The organism is Bacillus sp. FSL M8-0049 (assembly GCF_038593355.1).
Taxonomy (GTDB): domain Bacteria; phylum Bacillota; class Bacilli; order Bacillales; family Bacillaceae; genus Bacillus; species Bacillus safensis.
In genome coordinates this window covers 3,610,785-3,633,825 of the sequence record NZ_CP151986.1, presented here as the reverse complement: position 1 = coordinate 3,633,825, position 23,041 = coordinate 3,610,785, and the positions used below count along the sequence as shown (strand labels likewise).

The 23,041-nt window shown below is 43.3% G+C and carries 16 protein-coding genes and 4 tRNA genes; 12 read left to right on the top strand and 8 right to left on the bottom strand.

The features are described 5' to 3' along the window. Positions 1-18 precede the first annotated feature (18 nt). From NSU13_RS18695 to NSU13_RS18670, 6 genes are read right to left on the bottom strand one after another with little or no spacing between them, the layout of a single operon-like run. Positions 19-7,167, bottom strand: a complete 7,149-nt coding sequence (locus tag NSU13_RS18695; RefSeq protein WP_342489730.1) for an amino acid adenylation domain-containing protein — start codon at positions 7,165-7,167, stop codon at positions 19-21. 15 nt (positions 7,168-7,182) lie between these two features. Next, positions 7,183-8,091 (bottom strand): isochorismatase family protein, encoded by a 909-nt coding sequence (locus tag NSU13_RS18690; RefSeq protein WP_046312580.1) that lies wholly within the window; start codon positions 8,089-8,091, stop codon positions 7,183-7,185. 18 nt (positions 8,092-8,109) lie between these two features. Beyond that, positions 8,110-9,729: a (2,3-dihydroxybenzoyl)adenylate synthase gene (locus NSU13_RS18685; RefSeq protein WP_081125210.1), complete on the bottom strand. Its 1,620-nt coding sequence runs from the start codon at positions 9,727-9,729 to the stop codon at positions 8,110-8,112. A gap of 27 nt (positions 9,730-9,756) precedes the next feature. Then, on the bottom strand, positions 9,757-10,935 hold the full coding sequence (gene dhbC, locus NSU13_RS18680) for an isochorismate synthase DhbC (protein WP_342489729.1): 1,179 nt from the start codon (positions 10,933-10,935) through the stop codon (positions 9,757-9,759). Between the two features lie 25 nt (positions 10,936-10,960). Beyond that, the gene (locus NSU13_RS18675; protein ID WP_342489728.1) at positions 10,961-11,746 is read right to left on the bottom strand and encodes a 2,3-dihydro-2,3-dihydroxybenzoate dehydrogenase; all 786 of its coding nucleotides are present in this window, start codon (positions 11,744-11,746) and stop codon (positions 10,961-10,963) included. A 4-nt stretch (positions 11,747-11,750) separates the two neighbouring features. Then, positions 11,751-12,635 (bottom strand): alpha/beta hydrolase-fold protein, encoded by an 885-nt coding sequence (locus tag NSU13_RS18670; RefSeq protein ID WP_268456247.1) that lies wholly within the window; start codon positions 12,633-12,635, stop codon positions 11,751-11,753. A 534-nt stretch (positions 12,636-13,169) separates the two neighbouring features. On the opposite strand from NSU13_RS18670, the gene NSU13_RS18665 reads away from it, so the two are divergent. Then, on the top strand, positions 13,170-13,388 hold the full coding sequence (locus tag NSU13_RS18665) for a hypothetical protein (RefSeq protein ID WP_101677473.1): 219 nt from the start codon (positions 13,170-13,172) through the stop codon (positions 13,386-13,388). Between the two features lie 161 nt (positions 13,389-13,549). On the opposite strand, the gene NSU13_RS18660 is transcribed toward NSU13_RS18665, so the two are convergent. Then, complete coding sequence (locus NSU13_RS18660; RefSeq protein WP_041118427.1) at positions 13,550-14,407, bottom strand: hypothetical protein; 858 nt, start codon at positions 14,405-14,407, stop codon at positions 13,550-13,552. Positions 14,408-14,516: 109 nt separating this feature from the next. Between NSU13_RS18660 and NSU13_RS18655 the strand changes: the two genes are divergently transcribed. The 6 genes from NSU13_RS18655 to NSU13_RS18630 all read left to right on the top strand — a co-directional run bounded on the left by NSU13_RS18655 (position 14,517) and on the right by NSU13_RS18630 (position 20,672). Next, positions 14,517-15,473 carry a DUF4885 family protein gene (locus tag NSU13_RS18655; RefSeq protein WP_342489727.1) on the top strand — a complete coding sequence of 319 codons (957 nt, stop codon included), beginning with the start codon at positions 14,517-14,519 and terminating at the stop codon, positions 15,471-15,473. 252 nt (positions 15,474-15,725) lie between these two features. After that, positions 15,726-17,090, top strand: a complete 1,365-nt coding sequence (gene dnaB / locus NSU13_RS18650; protein WP_003214779.1) for a replicative DNA helicase — start codon at positions 15,726-15,728, stop codon at positions 17,088-17,090. Between the two features lie 129 nt (positions 17,091-17,219). Then, positions 17,220-17,633 carry a VOC family protein gene (locus NSU13_RS18645; RefSeq protein WP_065215020.1) on the top strand — a complete coding sequence of 138 codons (414 nt, stop codon included), beginning with the start codon at positions 17,220-17,222 and terminating at the stop codon, positions 17,631-17,633. Positions 17,634-17,888: 255 nt separating this feature from the next. Beyond that, entirely contained in the window at positions 17,889-19,178 is a 1,290-nt protein-coding gene (locus NSU13_RS18640; protein WP_024424032.1) for an adenylosuccinate synthase, read from the top strand. A 137-nt stretch (positions 19,179-19,315) separates the two neighbouring features. Beyond that, on the top strand, positions 19,316-20,449 hold the full coding sequence (locus NSU13_RS18635; RefSeq protein ID WP_144496500.1) for a DUF418 domain-containing protein: 1,134 nt from the start codon (positions 19,316-19,318) through the stop codon (positions 20,447-20,449). Between the two features lie 13 nt (positions 20,450-20,462). Then, complete coding sequence (locus NSU13_RS18630) at positions 20,463-20,672, top strand: hypothetical protein (protein ID WP_024427623.1); 210 nt, start codon at positions 20,463-20,465, stop codon at positions 20,670-20,672. A 28-nt stretch (positions 20,673-20,700) separates the two neighbouring features. On the opposite strand, the gene NSU13_RS18625 is transcribed toward NSU13_RS18630, so the two are convergent. Beyond that, positions 20,701-21,225, bottom strand: coding sequence for a peroxiredoxin family protein (locus NSU13_RS18625; RefSeq protein ID WP_034283595.1), 525 nt, complete (start codon positions 21,223-21,225; stop codon positions 20,701-20,703). 342 nt (positions 21,226-21,567) lie between these two features. Here NSU13_RS18625 and NSU13_RS18620 point away from each other — a divergent pair. The 5 genes from NSU13_RS18620 (at position 21,568) to yycF (ending at position 23,035) form a co-directional block, all read left to right on the top strand. Further along, a tRNA-Lys gene (locus NSU13_RS18620) sits at positions 21,568-21,643 on the top strand. Between the two features lie 6 nt (positions 21,644-21,649). Then, positions 21,650-21,721 (top strand) — tRNA-Glu (locus NSU13_RS18615). Between the two features lie 82 nt (positions 21,722-21,803). Continuing rightward, positions 21,804-21,880 (top strand) — tRNA-Asp (locus NSU13_RS18610). Positions 21,881-21,907: 27 nt separating this feature from the next. Beyond that, positions 21,908-21,980: transfer RNA gene (locus tag NSU13_RS18605), tRNA-Phe, on the top strand. Between the two features lie 347 nt (positions 21,981-22,327). Continuing rightward, positions 22,328-23,035, top strand: coding sequence for a response regulator YycF (gene yycF, locus NSU13_RS18600; protein ID WP_024424030.1), 708 nt, complete (start codon positions 22,328-22,330; stop codon positions 23,033-23,035). The last annotated feature ends 6 nt before the right edge of the window (positions 23,036-23,041 follow it).

The following is a 23,041-nucleotide window of genomic DNA, read 5'->3' as shown; positions in this document are numbered from 1 at the left end:
GTCATCTCTCCTTTATTCTTAGTGCTTTTGTTTGACCCGATGCAGTGCGTTGTCTAAGATGACACCAATTTCTGCTAGGGGTTTAGGCTGGCACATGTCTTTGTGCCGGCAATGAATGTCGTGCTGTTCGATTGTTCCGTTGATATAAGGTGCCCATGCTTCGGGATCAATTGGTGTAAACCAATCTGGGATAATGGTAGATCTAAAGAATAATATGTCCCCCTGATAAGTTTTTGGCTGATATTCTCCGAGCAATCGAACTGAATTCACATAGGTTTCTTTTAGATTTCTAATGGCATCTTCATTTAAGCTAGCTAGTGCACTGCCATCTTTTTTCAAGATGTCGATGGCACTTTTCATTGTGAGCGGTTCACCTGTTAAGGTATCTGGATCATAACCGCCGAGCGCAAGAAGAGCGATTAGTGCTTCTTCTTCATCAGGTGCTGCTTTAATCGGTAAGAAATGGTTCGGATAGGCATCCAGCATCGCAACGAGTGCGATTTCTTCACCTTGCTGCTGGAGCTGTGTAGCCATAGCCTGAACAACGTTTCCGCCTAATGACCAGCCAAGAAGATGATAAGGGCCTTTTGGCTGAATCGTTTGGATGTGCTTGATGTAATCCGCAGCCATATCATCTAGTGTGTGCGGGTAGTCATCTTTTCTTGCGATTCCTCGAGCCTGTAATCCATAAATAGGGATGTCTTTTTCTAATGTATTCAAGAGACCTGCATAGCACCAGCTAAGACCACCTGCTGGATGAACACAGAAGAGTGGATATCTTTCTCCATTTGTTCGCAGCGGCAGCAGGATTTCTAGTGCGTTTTCATCGCTTCCTGTTTCTAGTTTCTCTGCCAAACTTGCCACATTTGGTGCTTCAAACAATGTTCCAATGCTTAGTTTGACACCAAGTGCATCACGAATGCGGCTGATTAAACGAACTGCAAGCAGTGAGTGTCCGCCAATGTCAAAAAAGCGATCGTCTATGCTGATTTTAGGCAAATCAAGCACCTCTTCAAAGAGATGACATAGGATTTCCTCTTTCGGATTTCTAGGGCCGCGGCCATCTGCTTGCTGCATATGCAATTGAGGTGCTGGCAGTGATTTTTGATCAAGCTTCCCGTTTGCTGTAAGCGGCATGGCGTCAATCTGTACATATGCCGCGGGCACCATGTAATCAGGAAGACTGGCTGCTGCAAAATGACGAAGGGTCTCTGTATCGAAACGGTTTTCTTCAGTTGGGACGATATAGGCGACTAGGCGTTTGTCGCCAGGCTGATCCTCTCGCATCATGACGGCAACTTGTGCAACTGCATCGTGGCGTGCCAGAACGGCTTCGATTTCTCCAAGTTCAATGCGGAAGCCGCGTATTTTAATTTGATGATCAGCTCTGCCAATGTAATCAAGAGCCCCTTCTTCTGTCCAGCGCGCAAGGTCGCCTGTGCGATACATCCTTGTGCCAGGTGCGCCATAAGGATCGGCAGGGAATCGATCTGATGTCAGGTCAGGTCTGCCTAGATAACCTCTTGCAAGGCCAGCTCCAGCTACATACATTTCACCTGTCGTTCCAGGGGGAACAGGCTGCAGATATTCATCTAGAACGTAAACGTGTAAATCAGGAATCGGTTCGCCTATTAAACTGCTGGAGTTCTTTGTGATCATATCTCGATTGAGTTCATTGTACGTAACGTGTACGGTGGTTTCTGTGATGCCGTACATGTTAATGAGCTTTGGCTTACAGTCTGAGTGACGGCTGTACCAATCTTCTAATCTGCTAAGCTCTAATGCTTCACCGCCAAAGATGACATAGCGGAGTGATAATGCTTGGCCTAGTGTTTGTTGTTCCTTGTCTATCTGCATGAGCTGATAGAAGGCAGAAGGTGTTTGATTAAGTACAGTCACGCCTTCCTCAACTAGAAGCTGCAGCATCTCTTCTGGGGAGCGAGAGATGGTATGAGGTACAATGACAAGCCGGCCGCCATATAAAAGTGGTCCCCATATTTCCCATACTGAAAAATCAAAGGCATATGAATGGAACATTGTCCAAACATCTTCTTCATCAAATTGGAACCAATGTTCAGTAGATGTCAGAAGACGGATGACATTTTGGTGTGGGATGACCACTCCTTTTGGTTTCCCTGTAGAACCGGATGTATAAATAATATAGGCCGGATGCAGAGAAGATAGCGGTTCAATTCTGTCTATATCAGCCGGATTGTGATTTGGCGTAGTCAGCAATTGATCGCTCGTTTCTTTTTCGTCTAACAAAATCAAATCGCAATCAGCAGGGAGGTGCATTGCATCTGCTTTTGTTGTGATGCTGCAAACGGGTTTGGCATCTTGTATCATGTGTGCCAGCCTGTCTGCTGGATAATCAGGATCAAGCGGAACATAGGCTGCGCCTGCTTTATGAACGGCTAATAAGCTTACGAGCATATCAATTGATCTAGGCAGGGCAAGTGCAACGAACTGTTCTGGTCCAACGCCTTTTTCTATTAATAAATGAGCAAGACGATTGGCTTTGTTGTTTAACTCACCATAGGTCAGCTGCCTATTGCCATACGTTACAGCCACTCGATCAGGGTATTGCTGCGCCGTTTTTTCAAATAAGGCCGGGAGACTATGTGCTTGGTCTAACTGAGCAATTGTCTTTTTGTCAGGGAGAAATGTTTGCCGCTCTTTATCTGATAAAATGTTCACTTGACCAATCGGCAGATGCGGGCGCTCAGCTATCTCTGTTAAAAAGCGCTTCATTCTGTCAGCGATTGCTCGAATGGTGCTTTGTTTAAATACATCTGTGCTGAATTCAAACAATCCTGTTAATCCCGCTGCTGACCCAGTTTCCGTTCTTTGTTCTGCCAATTCGATGGTCAGATCAAATTTAGCTGACCCTACTGGTTTCACGTAAAGATCTGAGTCAAGTTGTGTCAGCTTCATTTCCGCCTTCGGTGTATTTTGGAAGGCTAGCATGACCTGGAACAATGGATTTCGTGATCTGGACCTGGTTGGATTTAGAATTTCGACTAGTCTTTCAAATGGCAGATCCTGATGCTCATAGGCTGCTAAGTCAACGTCTCTCACTCGCTTCAAAAGCTCACTAAAGGTTGGATTACCAGCTGTATTTGTGCGTAATACTAGTGTGTTCACAAATAATCCCACAATATCGTCAAGAGCATCGTCATTCCGTCCAGCAATTGGACTGCCGATTGGGATATCTGTACCGGCCCCAAGGCGTGTCAGTAATGCTGCAAGTGATGCTTGAAGCACCATGAACAAACTCACTTGATGCTGCTTTGCAAGCTCAAGGAGGTTCTGATGTAAAGCGGGTTCAATCGTAAAGTCTATCGTCGCACCGTTGAAGCTTCCTTCCTGTGGACGCGGGAAGTCATAAGGCAGTTCAAGTTCTTCAGGCAGGTCATGTAAGGCACCTTTCCAATAGCTGAGCTGCTTGGCAAATAGACTATCCGCCTTTTCTTCACTGCCCAACAGCTTCTGCTGCCAAATAGCATAGTCAGTATATTGAACAGGTTCTGCTGGCAAGGAGATGGATTTTCCTTGTATACGGGCTTCGTAAGCAGCAGCTAAGTCTCGTGTCAATGGTGCAAGTGACCAGCCGTCACCAGCGATGTGATGCAGCAATAGAAGCAGTACGGAACGCTTTGCATCAAGCGTGAATAATTCAGCTCGAAGTGCAGGTTCTTCTTCAATCTGAAAGCTATAGCGAATGGCTTCGTTTAACTGATTCTCAATTTGTTGATCGCTTGAAGCTGTGACATGGAGTTCAGGCTGAACACTTTTGGGGTGTAAAATGACCTGTCTTGGCATGCCGTTCTTATTTGGAAAAATGGTTCTAAGGGTTTCGTGTTTTTCAGTGATATCTGCCAAAGCACCAATGAGAGCTGTTTGATCTAGTGTACCTGTCAGCTGAATGACAAGTGGAATATTGTAAGTTGGACTTGGCCCTTCAAGGCAATGAAGGAACCAGAGCCGTTTTTGGGCAAAGGATAACGGAATCTCATCTGGCTTGTCTTCTACCTGAAGCGGAGGCCGAATGTCCTTCGCTTTGTCAATGTGCTGCGCAAGCTCAGCAACCCGAGGCGATTCAAAAATGGTACTCATGCTTAGGTCTGCGCCAAGTGTATCGCGTATACGTCTAAGCAGGCGAGCGGCGAGTAAGGAATGTCCTCCTAAGTCAAAGAAACTATCATCTATGCCAATTTGAGATAGGCCAAGGGTTTCTGCAAATAAACTACATAACATGTCTTCTTGTGGTGTTCTAGGTGTACGCTCAGACCTAACTAAAGACATATTTGGTGCTGGTAATGCTTTGCGGTCGATTTTGCCGTTTGGTGTAAGTGGAAGTTCTGGTAACACGACAACAGCAGAGGGCACCATGTAGTCAGGAAGTAATGCAGCCGCAAACTGCCTGAGCTCTGAAGGGTGCAGAGAAGACCCGTCTGTCAGCACAACATACGCACAAAGCAGCTGCTGCCCAGGTTGATCCTCACGAACGATAACAGATGTATGCTTTATGGCTTGATGCTGCATCATCACTGTTTCAATTTCACCTAGTTCAATACGGAAGCCGCGGATTTTAATTTGATGATCGGCACGGCTGATATAATCAATTGAACCATCTTCACGCCATCTGGCTAAATCACCAGTACGATACATTCTCGTGCCTTTTGTGCCGAATGGATCAGCGACAAAGCGTTCAGCCGTTAAATCATATCGTCCAAGATATCCTCTGGATACTCCTTCACCTGCAATATAAAGCTCACCGATTGATCCTGCTGGGACTGGGTTTAGTCCTTCATCTAAAATGTAAATGCTCGTATTCCAAATGGGTTTACCAATTGCCGGTCCACTATTTTCTCGATGTGCTGTGACATTTTCCATCGTAGACCAGATCGTCGTTTCTGTAGGTCCGTACAAATTAGTAATGTCACATTGAAGAGATTGCAATGTGTGCAAAAGGGAGGCAGGGAGTGCTTCACCTCCAACAAGAACACGCATACCTGTGATCACATCAGGGTATTCATCTGCCAACGCATGCCACAACGTTGGCGTTGCCTGCATGATTGTGACATGATGAGAACGAATCATGTCTGAAAGCTTTGCTGGTTCTTGTATGGTTTCTTTTTTTGCCAATAAAATAGCAGCCCCATGTAAAAGCGGTAGGAACATTTCCAGCCCAGAAATATCAAAAGCAATGGTCGTTACCGCTAAAAGCTGGTCTTTTTGATCTAATAAAAATGAATCTTGCATGGACAATATAAAGTTGATCACATTTCGTTTTGTTACAACAACACCCTTTGGTTTGCCTGTCGATCCGGACGTGTAGAGGATGTAGGCTGGGTGATGTGGAGAGCCCTCGCTCCAAGCCGGATTGATGTGCGGACTGTCTGCTATCTCCTGATGAACAGTTGAATCATCCAGCTGAACGATGTGCGGATGGTCCAAACCGTCTGCTGTCTCTTTGACTGTGAGCAAGCACGCTGGTTTGGCATCTTCTAGCATATAGGCGACACGATCGTTAGGATAATCAGGGTCTAGTGGCAGATATGCGGCTCCCGTTTTGACGACGGCTAATAGACTTACGACCATATTGATGGACCGAGGCAGAGCAATTGCGACAAATTGTTCTGGTCCAATGTCATGTTTTTTCAAATAATGAGCTAATTGATTAGCCCGGTTATTCAACTCCTCATAGGTCAAAGTAATTCCTTCAAACTGTAATGCTTTTGCTTGTGGTGTTTTGCTCACCTGTTTTTCAAATAGTTCCCGTAAAGATTCCTTTGGTAATTCTCGTTTTGTATCATTCCAGTGCTTGAGGATGTTCTCTTTCTCTTCAGACAAAAGAAGGTTGAATTGACTGATCGTTTGCTCTTGCTCTAGTCCGGTTATTTCCTCCAGCAATTGAAGAAAACGCTGCTGATGAGCGTCAACTGTTTGCTCTTTGTAAACGGCAGGGTTCGCATCAAAGTCGATTTGAAATCCGTTCCCATCCGCGCGGTCGTATATGTTGATCGATATATCATCCACGGGTCCTGCTGAGAGGTTATGTGCTTGACCCAAGCTCTGATCGAACATGAGATCATAATCAAATGGCATGATATTGATCTGCGGGCCAAATAATCGCTGATTTCTTCCGATAAGTTTAAAGTCTCTCCGCATGTCCTCGTGGCGATATCTTTGATGAGGGCGAATGGCTTTTAGTTCATCAGATACTTGGCGAACAAGTGCTGATAGCGTCATTTCTGGTTTGCATGTTAAACGAAGCGGTACCAGGTTCATGACCATTCCGGGTGTTTGTAAGGCGCACGATCCAAGGCGCATCATCACAGGTAATCCTAAAACAATATCATGTGCACCAGTCATACGATGCATATATAATGCGGATGCTGCAAGGATCATTTCATGCCACGTACCACCGAAGGCTTGAGCATTTCTTTTCATTTTGCTTACCTTTTCGGCATCGAAGCCAGCCGTTTTGCGAATAAAATGATCCGACGTTCTTGGTGCAAGCTCAGCAAGGCTGACAACTTCAGGTTGATCAGCAAAGCGATTTTTCCAAAACGCTTGATCAGCTTCATATCGATTAGACTGTTGATAGGTGAGCTCCTCTTGTACTACGTCATGTAAGGATCCAAATGTTTGAGGGGGCATAGGTGTCCCATTCGATAGGGCTGAATAGACCTCAGCAACACGACGCGCAATGAGCGAAAAGGCGAATCCATCAATGGCAATGTGATGAATGCGCTGATACCAGATAAATCGGTCGTCAGTAAGCTGAAAAAGTACTTCACGGAATAATACATCTTTCTCTAAAGAGACTGGTGTTGAAAGATCTGCCTTCATCCATGCTTTAGCCGCATCAATCGGCTGTTTTTCATTTTGTAAATTGACATATTGAAATGGGATTTCTTTCTTAGATGTCATCCATTGCTTTGGACCGTCAGTATCTTCAATGAAGCGCATATACAAGGAATCTGTTTCTAAGACAGTCTTTCTAATGGCGGCTTCAAAATGTATGGGATCAATAGGACCTTTAATCTCTATATACTCAGCTGTATTGAAAATAGGATTAGCTGGATCAAGCTGCTGCGCGTACCAAATGCCTGATTGGGCACCGGTTAGCGGGAATGAATCGACTGACTGGATCGACAAGGGTCTATTCCTCCTTTACAAGTAATCGATATTTGGGATAGATGGCTGTTTTTCTGGGAAAAGAAGAGTCCGCCAATGAGCGAGCGTTGGATTTGCTGCAAGCTCAACGAAATTGACTGTCGATCCTTGCTGCCTCCACTTTTCCGCTAGGCTCATCATTCTAATAGAATCAAGCCCAAGGTAGACGAGATTCTCATCAAGTGGTATTTCATTTGGCTCGATTTGGAGATACTCAGCTACTTGGTGAACGATGGTCTCAAAGGATAAATCATCACTGTTTGTTTCTTGTCCTGTTAAACGACTGATGATTTGGTTTGTCGTTGTGGTGACTGCACAGCGTTCAGCTGCATAGGTCATGGCCATTTTGTGATGTTTCAGTGAAAAGTCAGCGACGGCATCGGCGACAAAAAAGGTTTCAATATCGAGCATGAATGCTTCTGCGGCTGTCAGCATACAGCCAATATGTGCATATACGCCAGTAATGATTAGTTGATCACGCCCGCCTTCTTGAAGGATATCCAAAAAATTAGATTTCTTGAATGCGCTATAACGCCATTTTGTCAGCATTGTATCTGCCTCAGATGGAGCAAGCTGATCAATGATTTTTGTCAATGCTTCATCATCACCAAGTCCAGGTCCCCAAAAATCTGTTAATAAGGCACGATCCTTCGGGTCTTGGTCACCAGGTTGCGCTGTATAGACGACGGGGATTCCAAGTTCATTGCATGTATCACGTAATTGTTGAATATGCTGCACTAACTCTGTGATCGGTGATGTATCTTGTTGAAATGCATTTAAAAAATATTGCTGCATGTCATGTATTAGCAGAACAGCACGTTTCGGATCTGGTATCCAGTTCACTTTATTTTCGGGTAAATCTTGTGTGCTTGGCATTGGATATGCAGGAATAGTAGGGATTGCCATGGTTTTCACTCCTCTTTTTTATACGTTGGCAGTATGGGTTGCAGCTAATTCTCTTAATGCTTTTTTACTGACTTTGCCTACACCTGTTTGCGGGAATGCATCGATCCATTCAATGCGGTCGGGAATTTTAAAGGCTGCGAGCCCGCGTTCTCTTAGAAATGATTTTAAGACGTGCGGTGCTGGTTTGTTGTTTCCTTTCGCGATAACAAAGGCACATGAGCGTTCGCCAAGAAATGGATCGGGCATAGACACCATGGCGGCATCATGAATGTCAGGATGCGCAAGTAAATGATTTTCAACTTCTTCAGCGGCAACTTTTTCGCCGCCACGATTGATTTGATCCTTGTCTCTGCCTTCTACAACAACATTTCCTTCTTTGGTTATTCGCACGATGTCACCTGTTCTGTAAAAGCCATCGGGTGTAAATGCTTTTTTGTTTTGTTCATCGGCTTTATAGTAGCCGCGAATCGTATAAGGTCCTCTTGTTAAAAGATGTCCAGCCACTTCATGCGGGACGGGCTTGTCCTCATCATCTACCACTAGTACCTCATCATATTCAGACATTGGGCGTCCTTGTGTATGAATAATGACATGTTCAGGATCATCTAATCTGGTATAGTTGACCAGACCTTCTGCCATGCCAAAAACTTGCTGTAACTTACATCCAAGTGTAGGCATCACTCGTTTTGCTGCCTCAGCACTGAATTTAGCACCACCGACTTGTAAGACTTCAAGACTCGATAAGTCATCTGACCGATGAGGAGCGGCCTCTAGCCAAATCAATGCAATTGGTGGAACGACAGCGGTAATGGTCGCCCGTTCTTTTTCAATGAGTGGAAAGACGACATCAGGGCTTGATCCAGGTGCAAGAACGACTCTTCCGCCTGCGTATAACGTCCCAAGGACGCCAGGCGAGCTTAATGGATAGTTGTGCGCAACTGGAAGTGCAGCTAGATACACACTTTCTTGTGTGAGCTCGCACACCTCATTGCTTTTCCAAAGACTATAAATATAGTCATCATGCGTGCGAGGAATCAGCTTAGAAAGGCCTGTGCTGCCTCCAGATAACTGAAGAAACGCAATATCGCTTGGCTCTACATGAATTTGAGGATCGAGTGCTGGGTCCTTGCGCAGATCATCCAAGTCAAGGAATTCCTCAGCTTCCCCTGCAACAATGACATGAGGTAATGAGGGAAGCTTTTCTTTCACTTGACGTGCGAGTGATCGATAATCAAAGCCGCCATCGATATCTGGTATGACATATGCGTCTGCTTCGGCAAACTCAATAAAATAAGTGATTTCACTGCTTCTATGAGATGGCAGCGAGAAGACGGGTAAAGCACCGATTCGAAATAAAGCAAAAATGACTTCGAAAAAAGCAGGAATGTTAGGAAGCTGTACGACAACTCGACTTCCTTTCTGAATTCCAAGCTGATGAAAACCGGCAGCAAGACTGCTGACGCGCTGATCAAGTTCTTGGTAGCTTATGTGCGTATCAGCGTATGTAATGGCTGTTTTATTTCCTAACGATGCGGCGCGTTCACGAAGCATACCGCCAAAGGTTTCCCCACGCCAACAGCCGTTTTCACGGTAGCGTTTTGCAAATTCTTCTGGCCATGTAGGTGGTTGAACAAACATGTTTTTGTCATCTCCTATTTATTTTTATCACTGATGGATGCCCATCGCGTGAAGCATCGTGTTGAATTTTGCAGATGTTTCAGCTAGCTCTTCTTCTGCCTTTGATCCTTTGACCACTCCTGCACCAGCAAAGAGACGGAGAGAATGACCCTCAGCTTCTGCACAACGAATGGTGACAATCCAATCACCATCACCATTTGCATCTGCCCAACCGATCATTCCTGTGAAAAATCCTCGATCGAAGGGTTCAATCGCATGAATGGCTTCACGTGCATCTGCTGTAGGTGTGCCGCATACTGCGGGTGTTGGATGAAGGCTAAGTGCCAAATCAATTGAGGACACACTGGAATCTATTAAGTCACCTTTGACCACAGTAGATAAATGCCACATCGTTTCTGTTTGAATGACGGATGGTGATGCAGGCACATCTAGTGTATGACAGTATGGAGTAAGCGCTTTAGTGACAGCTTCAACAACCACTGCGTGCTCGTGTAAATCCTTCGCTGAGGTAAGGAGTTCATCGCGGCGGCGCTGGTCTTCTACTGGATCTGAACTGCGCGGCCGGGAACCAGCGAGTGGATTGGAAATCACAGATGAACCGGTTTTAGAAAGGAGCAGCTCAGGGCTTGCCCCAAGAAGTGTGCGCTTTTGGGAAGCCTTCGGATCAGCTACATTTGCAGCAAACGTATAGCCAGTCGTATTATGACGAGCCAGTCGTTCGAGTATTGTTTTCGTAGGAATGTCTTGATTTGATTTGAGATGGAGAGATCGAGAAATGACGATTTTGCTAAGCTCTCCTTTTTCAATTTTAGCTAACCCTTCGTTCACACCATTCATGTAGACTTCAGGAGAAGGGACAGGTGTCACCTCATAGGATGGCGATGCCGCTTCTGACTCCTCATCACCTTGTTGAAATTCGAGTGGATCACTAAACTGTACATGGAATGGTACATTTAAACGAACGGGCTGCGCCGGATCAAACGGGACAGCACCAGCCACAATCGGTGTTTGAATTCCAGCTTGTTTGGCATCTTCAAATACGTGCGCTACCCTTGTGGATAGTTCATTTAGCTGATTGGTTTCAATATGCTGGAAAATCCCTTCGGCAAGTATTGTGCGTTTAGGGGAAGCAAGGAAAAAAGCACCTGGCTGATAGTCTTGAAGCAATTGTACTTTTTCTTCGGACGACAATAATGGATGTTTCATGAAAAAGCCTCCTTTTAATGAAATGCTAGATTCCGAGTGTTGCGCCGCCATCGATCGTGAGATTCTGCATCGTAATATGACTGGATTGCTCAGATGCAAAGAAAATGACTGCATCAGCGATATTTTGAGGATCAGCGATTTTTTGTAAAGGAATACCGGTTTTATACGTCTCTAGTGAACCTTTAATCACCTGATTTTCTCCTTGTTTATCAGGCCATAAAGCCCATTGCATAGGCGTTGCGGTAGACCCAGGAGAGACGACGTTGCACCTGATTCCATAGGCAGCCAGTTCTAATCCAAGCGTTTTTGTAAATGAAGTGGCTGCTGCTTTTGAAGCGGCATAGGCAGCCATATTCATTCTAGGAATGGCACCTGCGTTAGAGCTGACGGTCACAATGACCCCTTCTGACCTTTTTATCATGTATTTGGAGACAGCTTGAGATACGTAAAAGACACCATGTGTGTTGACTGCGAAAGTTTGTTGCCAGTCATCTGCACTAAGCTGGTCAATAGAACCCATTCGAAGAATGCCTGCTACATTGACCAGTAAATAAATGGGGCCAAGCTGCTTTTCAATTTGATCGACCATGTGCTGAACAGATGCTTGATCGGTAATGTCACCTGGATAGGCAAAGGCACGTATGCCTTCATCCTTCATTTGCTGGACGGTGCTTTGCAGCTGATCTTCTTTTACGTCAACTGCTGCAATAATCGCACCTTCTTCGGCTAGTCTTTTTGCGACTGCTTGTCCAATACCCTGTCCTGCGCCTGTGATAAGGACAACCTTTTGAGATAGACCACTGTGTTTCATGTGTTCACTGCCTTTCCTTCATGTCTGTGGTTGTGAAAGGATCATCATGATAGAGTGCAAATCGAAAAGCGTCATTCATCAGCACCGGTAAAACGGACGTATGTCCTTCTTTAGGGAATTCGTGATAGGCTGTATGCAAGCCATATGGGGATAAGGGCAGCATACGATTTGCTAGTGAATTTGCATGATCATTCATTTGACACGGATGATGTTTTTCTAACTCACCTACACCTACAAGCAGCCTGACATCCATAGGCATCTGACGTATATGGCTGGTGAATTGGTGTTCTTTTTCTAGAAATAATTTTTTGTTCCAGTGGATAGAAGGACTGCCTGCAATATATGTTTGATAAGCATCAGGGTGCTCAAATAGTGTGTGTAATACAAAAAGTCCGCCAAGAGAGTGCCCAAATAGTGTTTGACGACTCTGGTTGATCGGAAAGCGCTGCTCGATATAAGGCTTTACAATCTTTTCTAAAAAAGAAAAGAACGCAGAGGCTCCGCCATATGTATGGGTGGAGAAATCCTTTCTTTTGCCACCAATGGAAGCGTCAGGGCCGGTTAGAGTGAGATCATAATGCCTGAGCGGATGATAGGGCGCTTCTGTCTGATAGCCAATTCCAACAATGATGGCAGGTACAACACCTGTTTTTTCGGGTCTTCTTGACTGTAAACGAATGGCTTCGACCATTGTGCCAAAAAGTGAATTCCCATCAAGCACGTACATGACTGGAAAACCAGCCGCTGGAGGAGTAGTATTCGGTTTAAATATAAAAAGTCTGTATGGGTGTGCTGTGATATCCAGTTGCTCCGTCCCGGGTATAAAAAAAGGACGGCTTTCTCCGAAAAGAGAATCCTCAGTACCCATTCCTTCAGGGCGTTTGGACATGTGTAAAAAATCCCCTTCCTCAAATTGACTCTCATATGCTGATAAAAGCAGGCTTGCGGATATAGGATGAGTGTAGAGATTGAAGAATGGTCCCTTCAAATGAAAATGATTCTCAATTATCACGCAAGCAAATCAAATGATAATGGTTATCAATTATGAAGTCAAATGTTCATTAAATGGTGTAATTGATAATTTGATCTAAATTTTCGGAAAATAAAGGACTAAATAACTACCAAATGAATGGAAATAGGGAATGCCGGACTGAGTCATTTAAAAAGAGGAGAAATGCCAAAAGACCTTGACCGTCACGGGATATTTACCATTTTCTTCTGTTTGATTCAGGAATATATATAGGTTTTTCTTCTTGAAATCATTTTGAGGAAAAATAAGTCTATAGACCTTCTTGTATTTTTAGGAAAAAAGAGGAGAATTTTTCGAAAAGCTGGTGAGCATATCTCACAACTTATTCAATCTCATGCGTAAATTCATATACAATTTTCTAAGGAAGATGAGATCGAAGGGAATGTAGGCAGAATGAAAACTCCATTAGGAAAGCTAAGGCTGAAACTGCTTGAACATCAGCTCAAATTGAAAAATTCGTTTACAGTGGAAGAATATCATGAAATGAAGCAATCATTACATGAAATACGGATGACATTTGCGGCCTATGAACAATGGGATTTATACCAGCGGGCCACCGATATGATCACCATCCTCCTCTTTCAACACGCCCTCAAGCAAAACCACCATTAACACCTTCACTTTTTATGAGCAGCGTATTTCTTATGAAAGGACGGTGCTGTTTTAAAGTTGGCCAAATATCATATAGCATCAAAAATGCGGAAATGAAAAAAGTAAGGGATGTCCCCTTACTTTTTGATCAATTGGTGTACATGTCTGTAAACACCATTCAATTAGAATCCATCTGTGACATCATATTCGTAACGAATATCGGCTTTGACATTGCTCATAGTAGATCTCGCAGTAGCCTTTGCGTTGTACTTAAAGCTCCATTTTTGAGCCACTCTTAATTGATCTTCCAGAGAAATACGGTAAGAACCACTTGTTGCAGATGAAAAAACGGATTCGTTCCAAATCTTGTTTTCATCAGCCATCAGTTTGTGTGTGACATTTCCTTGGTTAGGCGATTGGGTACTAGTTGTTGAAATCGATTTAACGATTGCATTTTTAGGGATAGAAGAATTGTTCGTTAAATCCATTGTAATGATAGAAGAATCAACTCCTAAAAAATTCAAAGAAGTATTCCCCAGGTTGGTAGCGGTCCCCGTAAAGTTGAATGTACTATTTCCAGATTTAATTCGATCTTGAATGGATACAGTAAAATACATATTTCCTGTATATGTGCCACGAGTTACTTTCACAAAATAAGTTTCTGAAGTTGAAGTAACTTCATCAGTATTGGCAAAAATAAACGGCGTAATTGAATCAGGGTTAATCACCCTACTTCTTTCATCTGAACTTTTCGAATTATACACCTCGATTTTCATCCCTGTATATTGCTTATTATACGAACTTCTGACATAAACTCTTTCACCTTTATTGATCGTAAACTGATAATACGCTTCATTTTCACCTTCAGGTAAGATTGTTGTATCTGGGCGACTATTTTTCCAATAGCCCATTGAGCTTGCTGTGTTAGGGCTGTTATTCCCCGTAATCGCTGCTTCTGCTGAATTAGGTGCAAAAAAACTAGTAACAAGCACGAATACCAATGCAGGTAACAAAAAACGTTTGAAGATAGTATTTGTCATATTTTAACCCTCCTTGTAATAATTACTATATCGGATCGAAACTAACAAATTTTAACTGAATTGCCGATATATTTAATAATCACTATTTTTTTAAAAAAGGAGAATCAAAATGAATATTAACTCGTCATACACGGCAGTTGCTTCAAACAATCAGAACCGAATAGACTCTAAAGATCAATCAGCTATTAAAAGTACAAACGAGGTGATGACCGAAGCTGATAGAAGAATGAAAATTTTAGATGAAAAATACCAAAAAATAAATGAACAAAATAAACGATTCAAAGATCCTCATGGTCATATATTTGATAAGTATCGAAATCCAAACTCCCCTTATTTCAGAAATGATTTAACTAAACCGGAAAGAGAGGCGGCTTACTCTATTGAAATTGGATGGGCTAATAGTGGAACAGGAGGACATTTTAATTCTAATGATGCCGCCTTTCGTAATGAAAAACGGTATGACCCTACCCAAGAAAGTGTAGAAAAGAAAATACTCAATCGCCAAAAAGTGAACGAACAATTACAAGATTTATTCTCTAAAAACGGGATATCCATTCCTAAAAACACAAATCTCACTTTTACCATTGACCCGAACAATTTTAAATTAGTGGTAAGTGGTTCAAAAGACGAATCGCTGATGAAACAAATAGAAGACTTATTAAATACAACCAACAATACAAGAGAATTATTTTTCCATATCATGAAAAGCAGAAATGATGATTCTACTCAATTCACACCGGATTCTCTGGCAAAGTTCCATCTTGTTAATCAAATCAAAACGGTCACAGGCTACAATTTAAAGGATTTAAGCATTGTAAATGGTCAATTTGTAACGGATAACGGAACGAATATTTTTGATCTATACAAAGAAGAACTTCTTAAAAATCCATATACAGCAGAAAATGCGCGCATTGCCGCTTCACATTATGGTGCACAGCTATTTGATCTAGCGAAAAACGGGTTTGATTCCATTCCAGATTTGGTGTTATCTATTGGTTATCAAAACGATTCTTTACAAGACATTGGGCAAAAAGTGAATTATGGGGTTAAGAAAGCGATAGATTAGAAAAATGCACCCGAACATGCCATGTTGGAGCGTCGATTACATGTGTGAACGGCAACAAATCCAAATTCCATTAGCGATAACGAAAGACTCTATAACAATTGATGTTACAGAGTCTTTTCTATTGAAATGCGCTGGTTTGCACAAAATATCAACATGGTAATTTTGACTATAGTCGATGTTTTTCACTTTTTTATTGATGAAAATGTTAAAATGATGAGTAGCGTATTTTTTTATGAAAGGACGGTGCTTGGCATGACGGAACTTCTCGATGACCGGCTGCCGCCGCAAAATATAGAAGCCGAGCAGGCCGTATTAGGTGCTGTTTTTTTAGAACCATCTGCGCTAACGCTCGCTTCTGAGGTATTAATTCCAGAGGATTTCTATAGAATGTCGCATCAAAAGATTTACAATGCGATGCTTGTACTTGGCGATAGAGGAGAACCGGTCGATCTTGTCACGGTGACATCTGAGCTTGCCAATACAGATTTACTAGAAGAGGTAGGCGGGATCTCGTATTTAACCGATATTGCGAACTCTGTCCCAACTGCCGCAAACATTGAATACTATGCAAAAATTGTAGAAGAAAAATCCATTTTAAGACGTCTGATCCGTACGGCGACAACCATTGCACAAGATGGATACACACGTGAGGATGAAGTAGAGGACCTGTTGAGCGATGCTGAAAAGACCATTATGGAAGTGGCGCAGCGTAAAAACTCAGGAGCCTTTCAAAACATTAAGGACGTTCTTGTTCAAACATACGATAATATTGAACAGCTTCATAACCGTAAAGGCGATATCACAGGGATTCCAACAGGTTTCTCTGAGCTTGACCGGATGACAGCTGGATTCCAGCGAAATGATTTAATCATTGTAGCGGCCCGTCCATCAGTAGGGAAAACCGCCTTCGCATTGAACATTGCCCAAAATGTCGCGACCAAAACGGATGAAAGTGTCGCCATCTTTAGTTTAGAGATGGGTGCTGAGCAGCTCGTTATGCGTATGCTTTGTGCAGAGGGGAATATCAATGCACAAAACCTAAGAACCGGTAATCTGACAGAAGAGGACTGGGGCAAGCTGACAATGGCGATGGGCTCGCTGTCAAACAGCGGAATTTTCATTGACGATACACCTGGAATCAGAGTAAGTGAAATTCGCTCGAAATGCCGCCGATTGAAGCAAGAAAATGGTCTTGGCATGATCCTGATTGACTACTTGCAGCTCATTCAAGGGAGCGGGCGATCAAGCGATAACCGTCAGCAGGAGGTTTCTGAAATCTCTAGGGCATTAAAATCGCTGGCAAGGGAGCTTGAAGTTCCGGTTATTGCCTTGTCTCAGCTTTCCCGTGGGGTAGAGCAGCGCCAGGACAAACGTCCGATGATGTCTGATATTCGTGAATCAGGAAGTATCGAGCAGGATGCCGATATCGTGGCATTCCTTTATCGTGATGATTACTATGACAAAGAATCAGAGAATAAGAACATTATCGAAATCATTATTGCCAAACAGCGTAACGGTCCAGTTGGTACAGTATCACTGGCGTTCGTCAAAGAATATAACAAATTCGTCAATCTGGAAAGAAGATTTGATGATGCGGGTGTTCCGCCCGGTGCTTAAAGCCCAGCTCAAGAAGCTGGGCTTTTTTGGTTGATCTACATCGAAAGAATGATTGAAAAAACAATCAAAATGAGGAGGAGAGAGAAAAAGAGAGAGCGTATACTAAAAGGAGAAAAGGAGTGAAGACTGATGAAATTTCAACAGTTTGAAGCCGCTCAATTACGTATCGCACGCCCAACCGTCAACATGAAAGAGGTTGTTTCCTTTTATGAAGAAGGCTTAGGGCTCAAACGAATAGGCTCATTTGATCGGCATGAAGGGTACGATGGTGTGATGCTCGGGCTGCCTCACCAGCATGTTCATTTAGAAATCACCAAACATGAAGAAGAAGACAGCCTGCCCGTCCCGCATCCAGAACAGCTGCTTGTTTTCTATATTCCAGATGCAGAAGAATTTCAGCAAATGAAAGAGAGATTGCTCTCATTTGGCGGACGCCATGTCACCTCTACGAATCCATACTGGGACCGGGGAGGAGCAACCATTGAAGACCCAGATGGGTATCGAGTTGTGCTGATGAACACAGATGGTATTACACCTGTTTAAAAAAGACGCCCATTGTTGGGGGTCTTTTTTATGTTGATGAACAGCTGGAAACGGTAAAAAGTTGTTTTTGCTCAAAATCTCCATTTTTAAGCACTGGAAAAGTGATTAAAGCGCTTTTCTTTATATTTAAAACGAACAAAATTTGATTTCAAGATATTAATGTTCGGATTTCGCGTTGACTTTTTCGTTGTGCATTGATAAAATAAATGTGTTTGAAAGAGATAACGTTTTGAAAGGTTAACGGAGGTGCACGATATGTCTTCAGTAGTCGTAGTAGGTACGCAGTGGGGTGACGAAGGGAAAGGGAAAATTACCGATTTCCTTTCAGAAAATGCAGAGGTGATTGCCCGTTATCAAGGGGGAAACAATGCAGGTCACACGATCAAATTTGATGGAGTGACATACAAGCTACACCTCATTCCATCCGGTATTTTTTATAAAGAGAAAACTTGTGTCATCGGTAATGGAATGGTGGTTGATCCTAAAGCGTTGGTCACTGAGCTTGCGTATCTTCACGAACGGAATGTGAGTACAGATAACCTCAGAATCAGCAATAGAGCCCATGTTATTCTGCCTTACCATTTAAAATTGGACGAGGTAGAAGAAGAGCGGAAAGGGGCTAATAAGATCGGTACGACGAAAAAAGGAATCGGACCAGCTTATATGGATAAAGCTGCCCGCGTTGGTATCCGTGTCGCAGATCTATTAGATCGTGAAGTATTTGAAGAGAAGCTTGCACGTAATCTAGAAGAGAAAAATCGTCTCTTAGAGAAAATGTATGACACAGAAGGCTTCAAGATTGAAGATATTTTAGACGAGTATTATGAATATGGCCAGCAAGTGAAAAAATATGTTGTAGACACATCTGTTGTTTTGAATGATGCACTAGATGAAGGCCGCCGTGTGCTATTTGAAGGAGCACAAGGGGTCATGCTTGATATCGATCAAGGGACATACCCATTTGTGACGTCATCTAACCCGGTAGCTGGAGGCGTGACGATTGGTTCTGGCGTAGGACCAACGAAAATTCAACATGTAGTCGGCGTGTCAAAAGCGTACACAACACGTGTTGGAGATGGCCCATTCCCAACAGAACTCCATGATGAAATTGGCGATCAAATTCGTGAGGTTGGCCGTGAATATGGTACGACAACTGGACGCCCGCGCCGTGTCGGCTGGTTTGACAGCGTTGTTGTCCGCCATGCACGCCGTGTGAGCGGAATTACAGATTTATCTCTTAACTCAATTGATGTACTAACAGGGATTGAAAAATTGAAAATCTGTGTCGCCTATAAATTGAATGGAGAAATCACAGAGGAATTCCCAGCAAGCCTAAATGAATTAGCGAAATGTGAGCCTGTCTACGAAGAAATGCCAGGATGGACAGAGGATATTACAGGTGTGAAGAACTTAAGTGAGCTGCCTGCAAATGCCCGCCATTATTTAGAGCGCATTTCACAATTAACAGGTATTCCACTTTCCATTTTCTCAGTCGGACCAGATCGTTCACAAACGAACGTTGTCCGCAGCGTGTACCGTCCATAAGAATAGATTGATGAAGCGCCAGTAAAATCTCGCATTTTGCTGGTGTTTTTTTGTTTAAATATTCCTTAATTTCACTAGAACGGACTTCCGGTCATTACCAAAATATGATAACTGTATAGGAGGGAAGGAGCGTTCTAGTGGAAAAAAGAATACGATTATTAGATATTTTACGAGGTTTTGCCATACTAGGCACCTTGGGAACGAACGTCTGGTTTTTTGCGTATGCAGGGGATACCTTTGCGACAGATCAGATTGCGGATGAATATGAAAATGGCAGTTTTCTAGAAAGTCTTGTCTCCATGTTCGTTTATGGAAAAATGCTCTCGCTGCTCACGATCATGTTTGGTGTTGGATTGGAGCTGAAATACCAGCAGGCAAAAAGGAAGGACATGCCTTGGCCGGGTACTTATTTGTGGATTCTTTTATTTTTATTTATCGAAGGCTTTGTCCATTTTACGCTTGTGATGGAATATGATGTGCTCATGAGCTATGCCGTTACGGGGCTGCTTGTGGCTTACATTGTACGGGGAGGAAGCAGGCGCATCAAAAAGGGCATGGTTTTCTCAGGTGTGATTCATCTGCTCGTGATGTCATGTCTGATGCTGTACTCCCTCTCTGAAATGGAGTCAGCGACTGATGATCAAAGCGGTGAAACGGCGCTGGAAGAGCAGCTGCCAGAGACATGGATCTCGCAGATTCAAGAACGGTTACAATACTTCTTCATGTATCGAGAAGAAGCGGTCTTTATTATTCCAATGAACACATTTCTGTTTTTATTGGGTGTGCGGATGATGAGAGCCGGTGTATTTTATGCAAATGAACGCGGGCAATCTCTCCGGAAAATATTGTTCCGAATCGGACTGTGGATTGGTCTGCCGCTGAATGCACTAGTTTTCGTATCGAACGATTTAGTGGAATTTGTGGTTCGCTACGCCTTTTCACCATTTCTCTCTATTTTCTATATAGCTGTCATTGCGAAGCTCCTCGCACGCAAGGAGTCTTGGTTCATGTGGACTTGGTTTGAATATGTAGGGAAAATGGCGCTTAGCTGCTACATCCTGCAAAATGTCATCTGTTCCATTCTTTTTTATAGCTGGGGATTGGGTCTTGGCGGTCAAATCAATGCGCCCCTTATTGTATTGGCATGGCTGTTGATTTCACTTCTGCAAATCGCGATTTCAGCAGTTTGCCTAAAGGTTTGGAGAATTGGACCAATGGAATATATCCGTTCACGGGCACTTCGCCGGGTGACGATGAAACAAGCTTCATAAAGGGGAGAGCACAATGTTTTTTAAAAAAATGACGAAAAGAGAACAAGCGAATGCACATAAAGCTGCTGTGCCGGCATTTGTCTTTTATCTTCTGGCATTAGGAGGGCATGCGCTGTACGCGTTTTTCCAAGGTGACAGACCACCGGTTACTTTTATCATTTTAATGGCGGGACTCCTTGTCTTTTTCTCCGCTGACTGGCTATTTAACAAAAAACGTTCATAAAAAAGCCCTCATCACGAGGGCTTTTCCCTTACTTCAGGCTTTTATATTGGCCTTTTAAATTTTTACGGATGTACTGAATGATTTTACGTAGTTCGTTGGCATGCGGTCTGCCAAACGGACTTGTTTGTCTTTGCTGATAGAGCACTTGACCTTTTTCATTTAATAAGAAATAAGCAGGTTCACCGTGCACCCCGTGATCTTCATATGGGGCATCTTCCCCGTGATAGTGGACTTCATATGCTTTTAATGACGTGAGATCATGGTCATACATGATCGGAAAGGACAGTCCCTCTTTATCCGCAAATGCCTTCAAGTCATCAGGGTTATCCGTTGAAATCGCCATCAAGTGAATATCCTTGTCCTGAAAGTATGACTGCTGCTGTTCAAGCTCTTTTAATTCTTCTACACATACCGGGCACCAAGATCCTCTAAAGAAAACGATCAGGTGCCAGCTTTGATGCTCCTCTAAATGTTTGTCGAAATCAATGTGTTCGCCCTGTATTGTTGGAAGTGAAAAGTTGGGCATTTTATCTCCTAATTTGAATGAACTCATACTGCTTCCTCCTTTTTCAATGACAATGTCACTTGTTTCATGTATAGCCATTTTTGAGCGGCCTGAAACGTGTCTATGTGTTTGAGTAGGCAGAAGACATCCGAAAAGGCCTATCTAATGAAGGCGGTTGCAGAAGTGGGAGCTTTGATAGAAGATATTTAAATCCGACACTTTTTTTAAAAAATGTCGAAAAACGTATTGCCATATGTATTTACTCTATGATATTATAAATCTCGTTGTTGCAAAGGTCTCTGAAACTTGTTAGGATGCGATGTTCCAGCTTTTTTAAAGCGATTGGTTTGGCGCAATACAGCTTCTTCAGATTCACTTTTCACAAGCCGAGAGCCATTAGCTCAGTTGGTAGAGCATCTGACTTTTAATCAGAGGGTCGAAGGTTCGAGTCCTTCATGGCTCACCATGTATTGGCCCGTTGGTCAAGCGGTTAAGACACCGCCCTTTCACGGCGGTAACACGGGTTCGAATCCCGTACGGGTCATTGATTTACTTTAGCGTTAAGCTAATTTTTTCCTCACTTGCTTGAAGGAGCACCACGATTGCTTTTTCGGGCAAGTTACTGAGGTCCGGTAGTTCAGTTGGTTAGAATGCCTGCCTGTCACGCAGGAGGTCGCGGGTTCGAGTCCCGTCCGGACCGCCATTTATACATATTCATCTTTTTGATGATGGCTCGGTAGCTCAGTTGGTAGAGCAACGGACTGAAAATCCGTGTGTCGGCGGTTCGATTCCGTCCCGAGCCACTTCCAAACGCATCTGCAATCGCAGGTGCGTTTTTATTATGAAAAGAAGGCATAAAAAGGGAGAAGCCGGACCTAGGTAGGGCCCGGCTCCATAAGAAGAAGACGTTACATCTATATAGACGGCTGGTGATTGGAAAAGTTTCAATAAAAAAGGAAAAAGTCATCAATTTTTTCGAGCGGCGCCTTCCTATCCAACGTTTACTAGAAAAGAAAGCCGTTATTATTTTTATCTTTGCCTCGTAAAACGTTATAATAGACAGTGAGCCTTTTTTTCATAAATGGAAAAGGTGTAATGATACATGCAAAATGGAATGACATAGATGCTAAAAATGCAGGAGGAAATCACAATGGAAAAAAAGATTCTTGTCGTAGATGATGAAAAACCGATTGCTGATATATTGGAATTTAATTTAAGGAAAGAGGGCTATGAGGTTCATTGTGCATATGATGGAAACGAAGCCCTTGAAATGGTAGAAGAAATCAAGCCGGACATTATTCTGCTCGACATTATGCTGCCGAATAAAGATGGTGTTGAAGTATGCCGTGAAGTGAGAAAGAAATATGATATGCCGATTATCATGCTGACAGCAAAAGACTCTGAAATTGATAAAGTCATCGGCCTTGAGCTTGGCGCAGATGATTATGTGACAAAGCCTTTCAGCACACGTGAGCTGCTTGCCCGCGTGAAAGCGAATTTGAGAAGACAAACCGCTGCTCCGCAGACGGAGGAAGAATCTGAATCAAATGATATTGAGGTTGGATCACTTGTTATTTATCCAGATGCGTATGTGGTGTCTAAGCGCGAGGAAACGATTGAATTGACGCACCGTGAGTTCGAACTGCTTCATTATTTAGCGAAACATATCGGACAAGTCATGACACGTGAGCACTTGCTGCAAACCGTATGGGGCTATGATTACTTCGGAGATGTCCGTACAGTAGACGTCACAGTCCGCCGTCTTCGTGAAAAGATTGAAGACAACCCTAGCCACCCGAGCTGGATCGTGACAAGACGAGGCGTAGGCTACTATTTAAGAAACCCAGAACAGGACTAAGATTCT

Bases quoted from the DNA above. Each gene is read 5' to 3' on its own strand.
- NSU13_RS18690 (WP_046312580.1), bottom strand. From the start codon at position 8,091: ATGGCAATCCCTACTATTCCTGCATATCCAATGCCAAGCACACAAGAT.
- NSU13_RS18685 (WP_081125210.1), bottom strand. From the start codon at position 9,729: ATGTTTGTTCAACCACCTACATGGCCAGAAGAATTTGCAAAACGCTAC.
- dhbC (WP_342489729.1), bottom strand. From the start codon at position 10,935: ATGAAACATCCATTATTGTCGTCCGAAGAAAAAGTACAATTGCTTCAA.
- NSU13_RS18675 (WP_342489728.1), bottom strand. From the start codon at position 11,746: ATGAAACACAGTGGTCTATCTCAAAAGGTTGTCCTTATCACAGGCGCA.
- NSU13_RS18670 (WP_268456247.1), bottom strand. From the start codon at position 12,635: ATGTCCAAACGCCCTGAAGGAATGGGTACTGAGGATTCTCTTTTCGGA.
- NSU13_RS18665 (WP_101677473.1), top strand. From the start codon at position 13,170: ATGAAAACTCCATTAGGAAAGCTAAGGCTGAAACTGCTTGAACATCAG.
- NSU13_RS18660 (WP_041118427.1), bottom strand. From the start codon at position 14,407: ATGACAAATACTATCTTCAAACGTTTTTTGTTACCTGCATTGGTATTC.
- NSU13_RS18655 (WP_342489727.1), top strand. From the start codon at position 14,517: ATGAATATTAACTCGTCATACACGGCAGTTGCTTCAAACAATCAGAAC.
- dnaB (WP_003214779.1), top strand. From the start codon at position 15,726: ATGACGGAACTTCTCGATGACCGGCTGCCGCCGCAAAATATAGAAGCC.
- NSU13_RS18645 (WP_065215020.1), top strand. From the start codon at position 17,220: ATGAAATTTCAACAGTTTGAAGCCGCTCAATTACGTATCGCACGCCCA.
- NSU13_RS18640 (WP_024424032.1), top strand. From the start codon at position 17,889: ATGTCTTCAGTAGTCGTAGTAGGTACGCAGTGGGGTGACGAAGGGAAA.
- NSU13_RS18630 (WP_024427623.1), top strand. From the start codon at position 20,463: ATGTTTTTTAAAAAAATGACGAAAAGAGAACAAGCGAATGCACATAAA.
- NSU13_RS18625 (WP_034283595.1), bottom strand. From the start codon at position 21,225: ATGAGTTCATTCAAATTAGGAGATAAAATGCCCAACTTTTCACTTCCA.
- yycF (WP_024424030.1), top strand. From the start codon at position 22,328: ATGGAAAAAAAGATTCTTGTCGTAGATGATGAAAAACCGATTGCTGAT.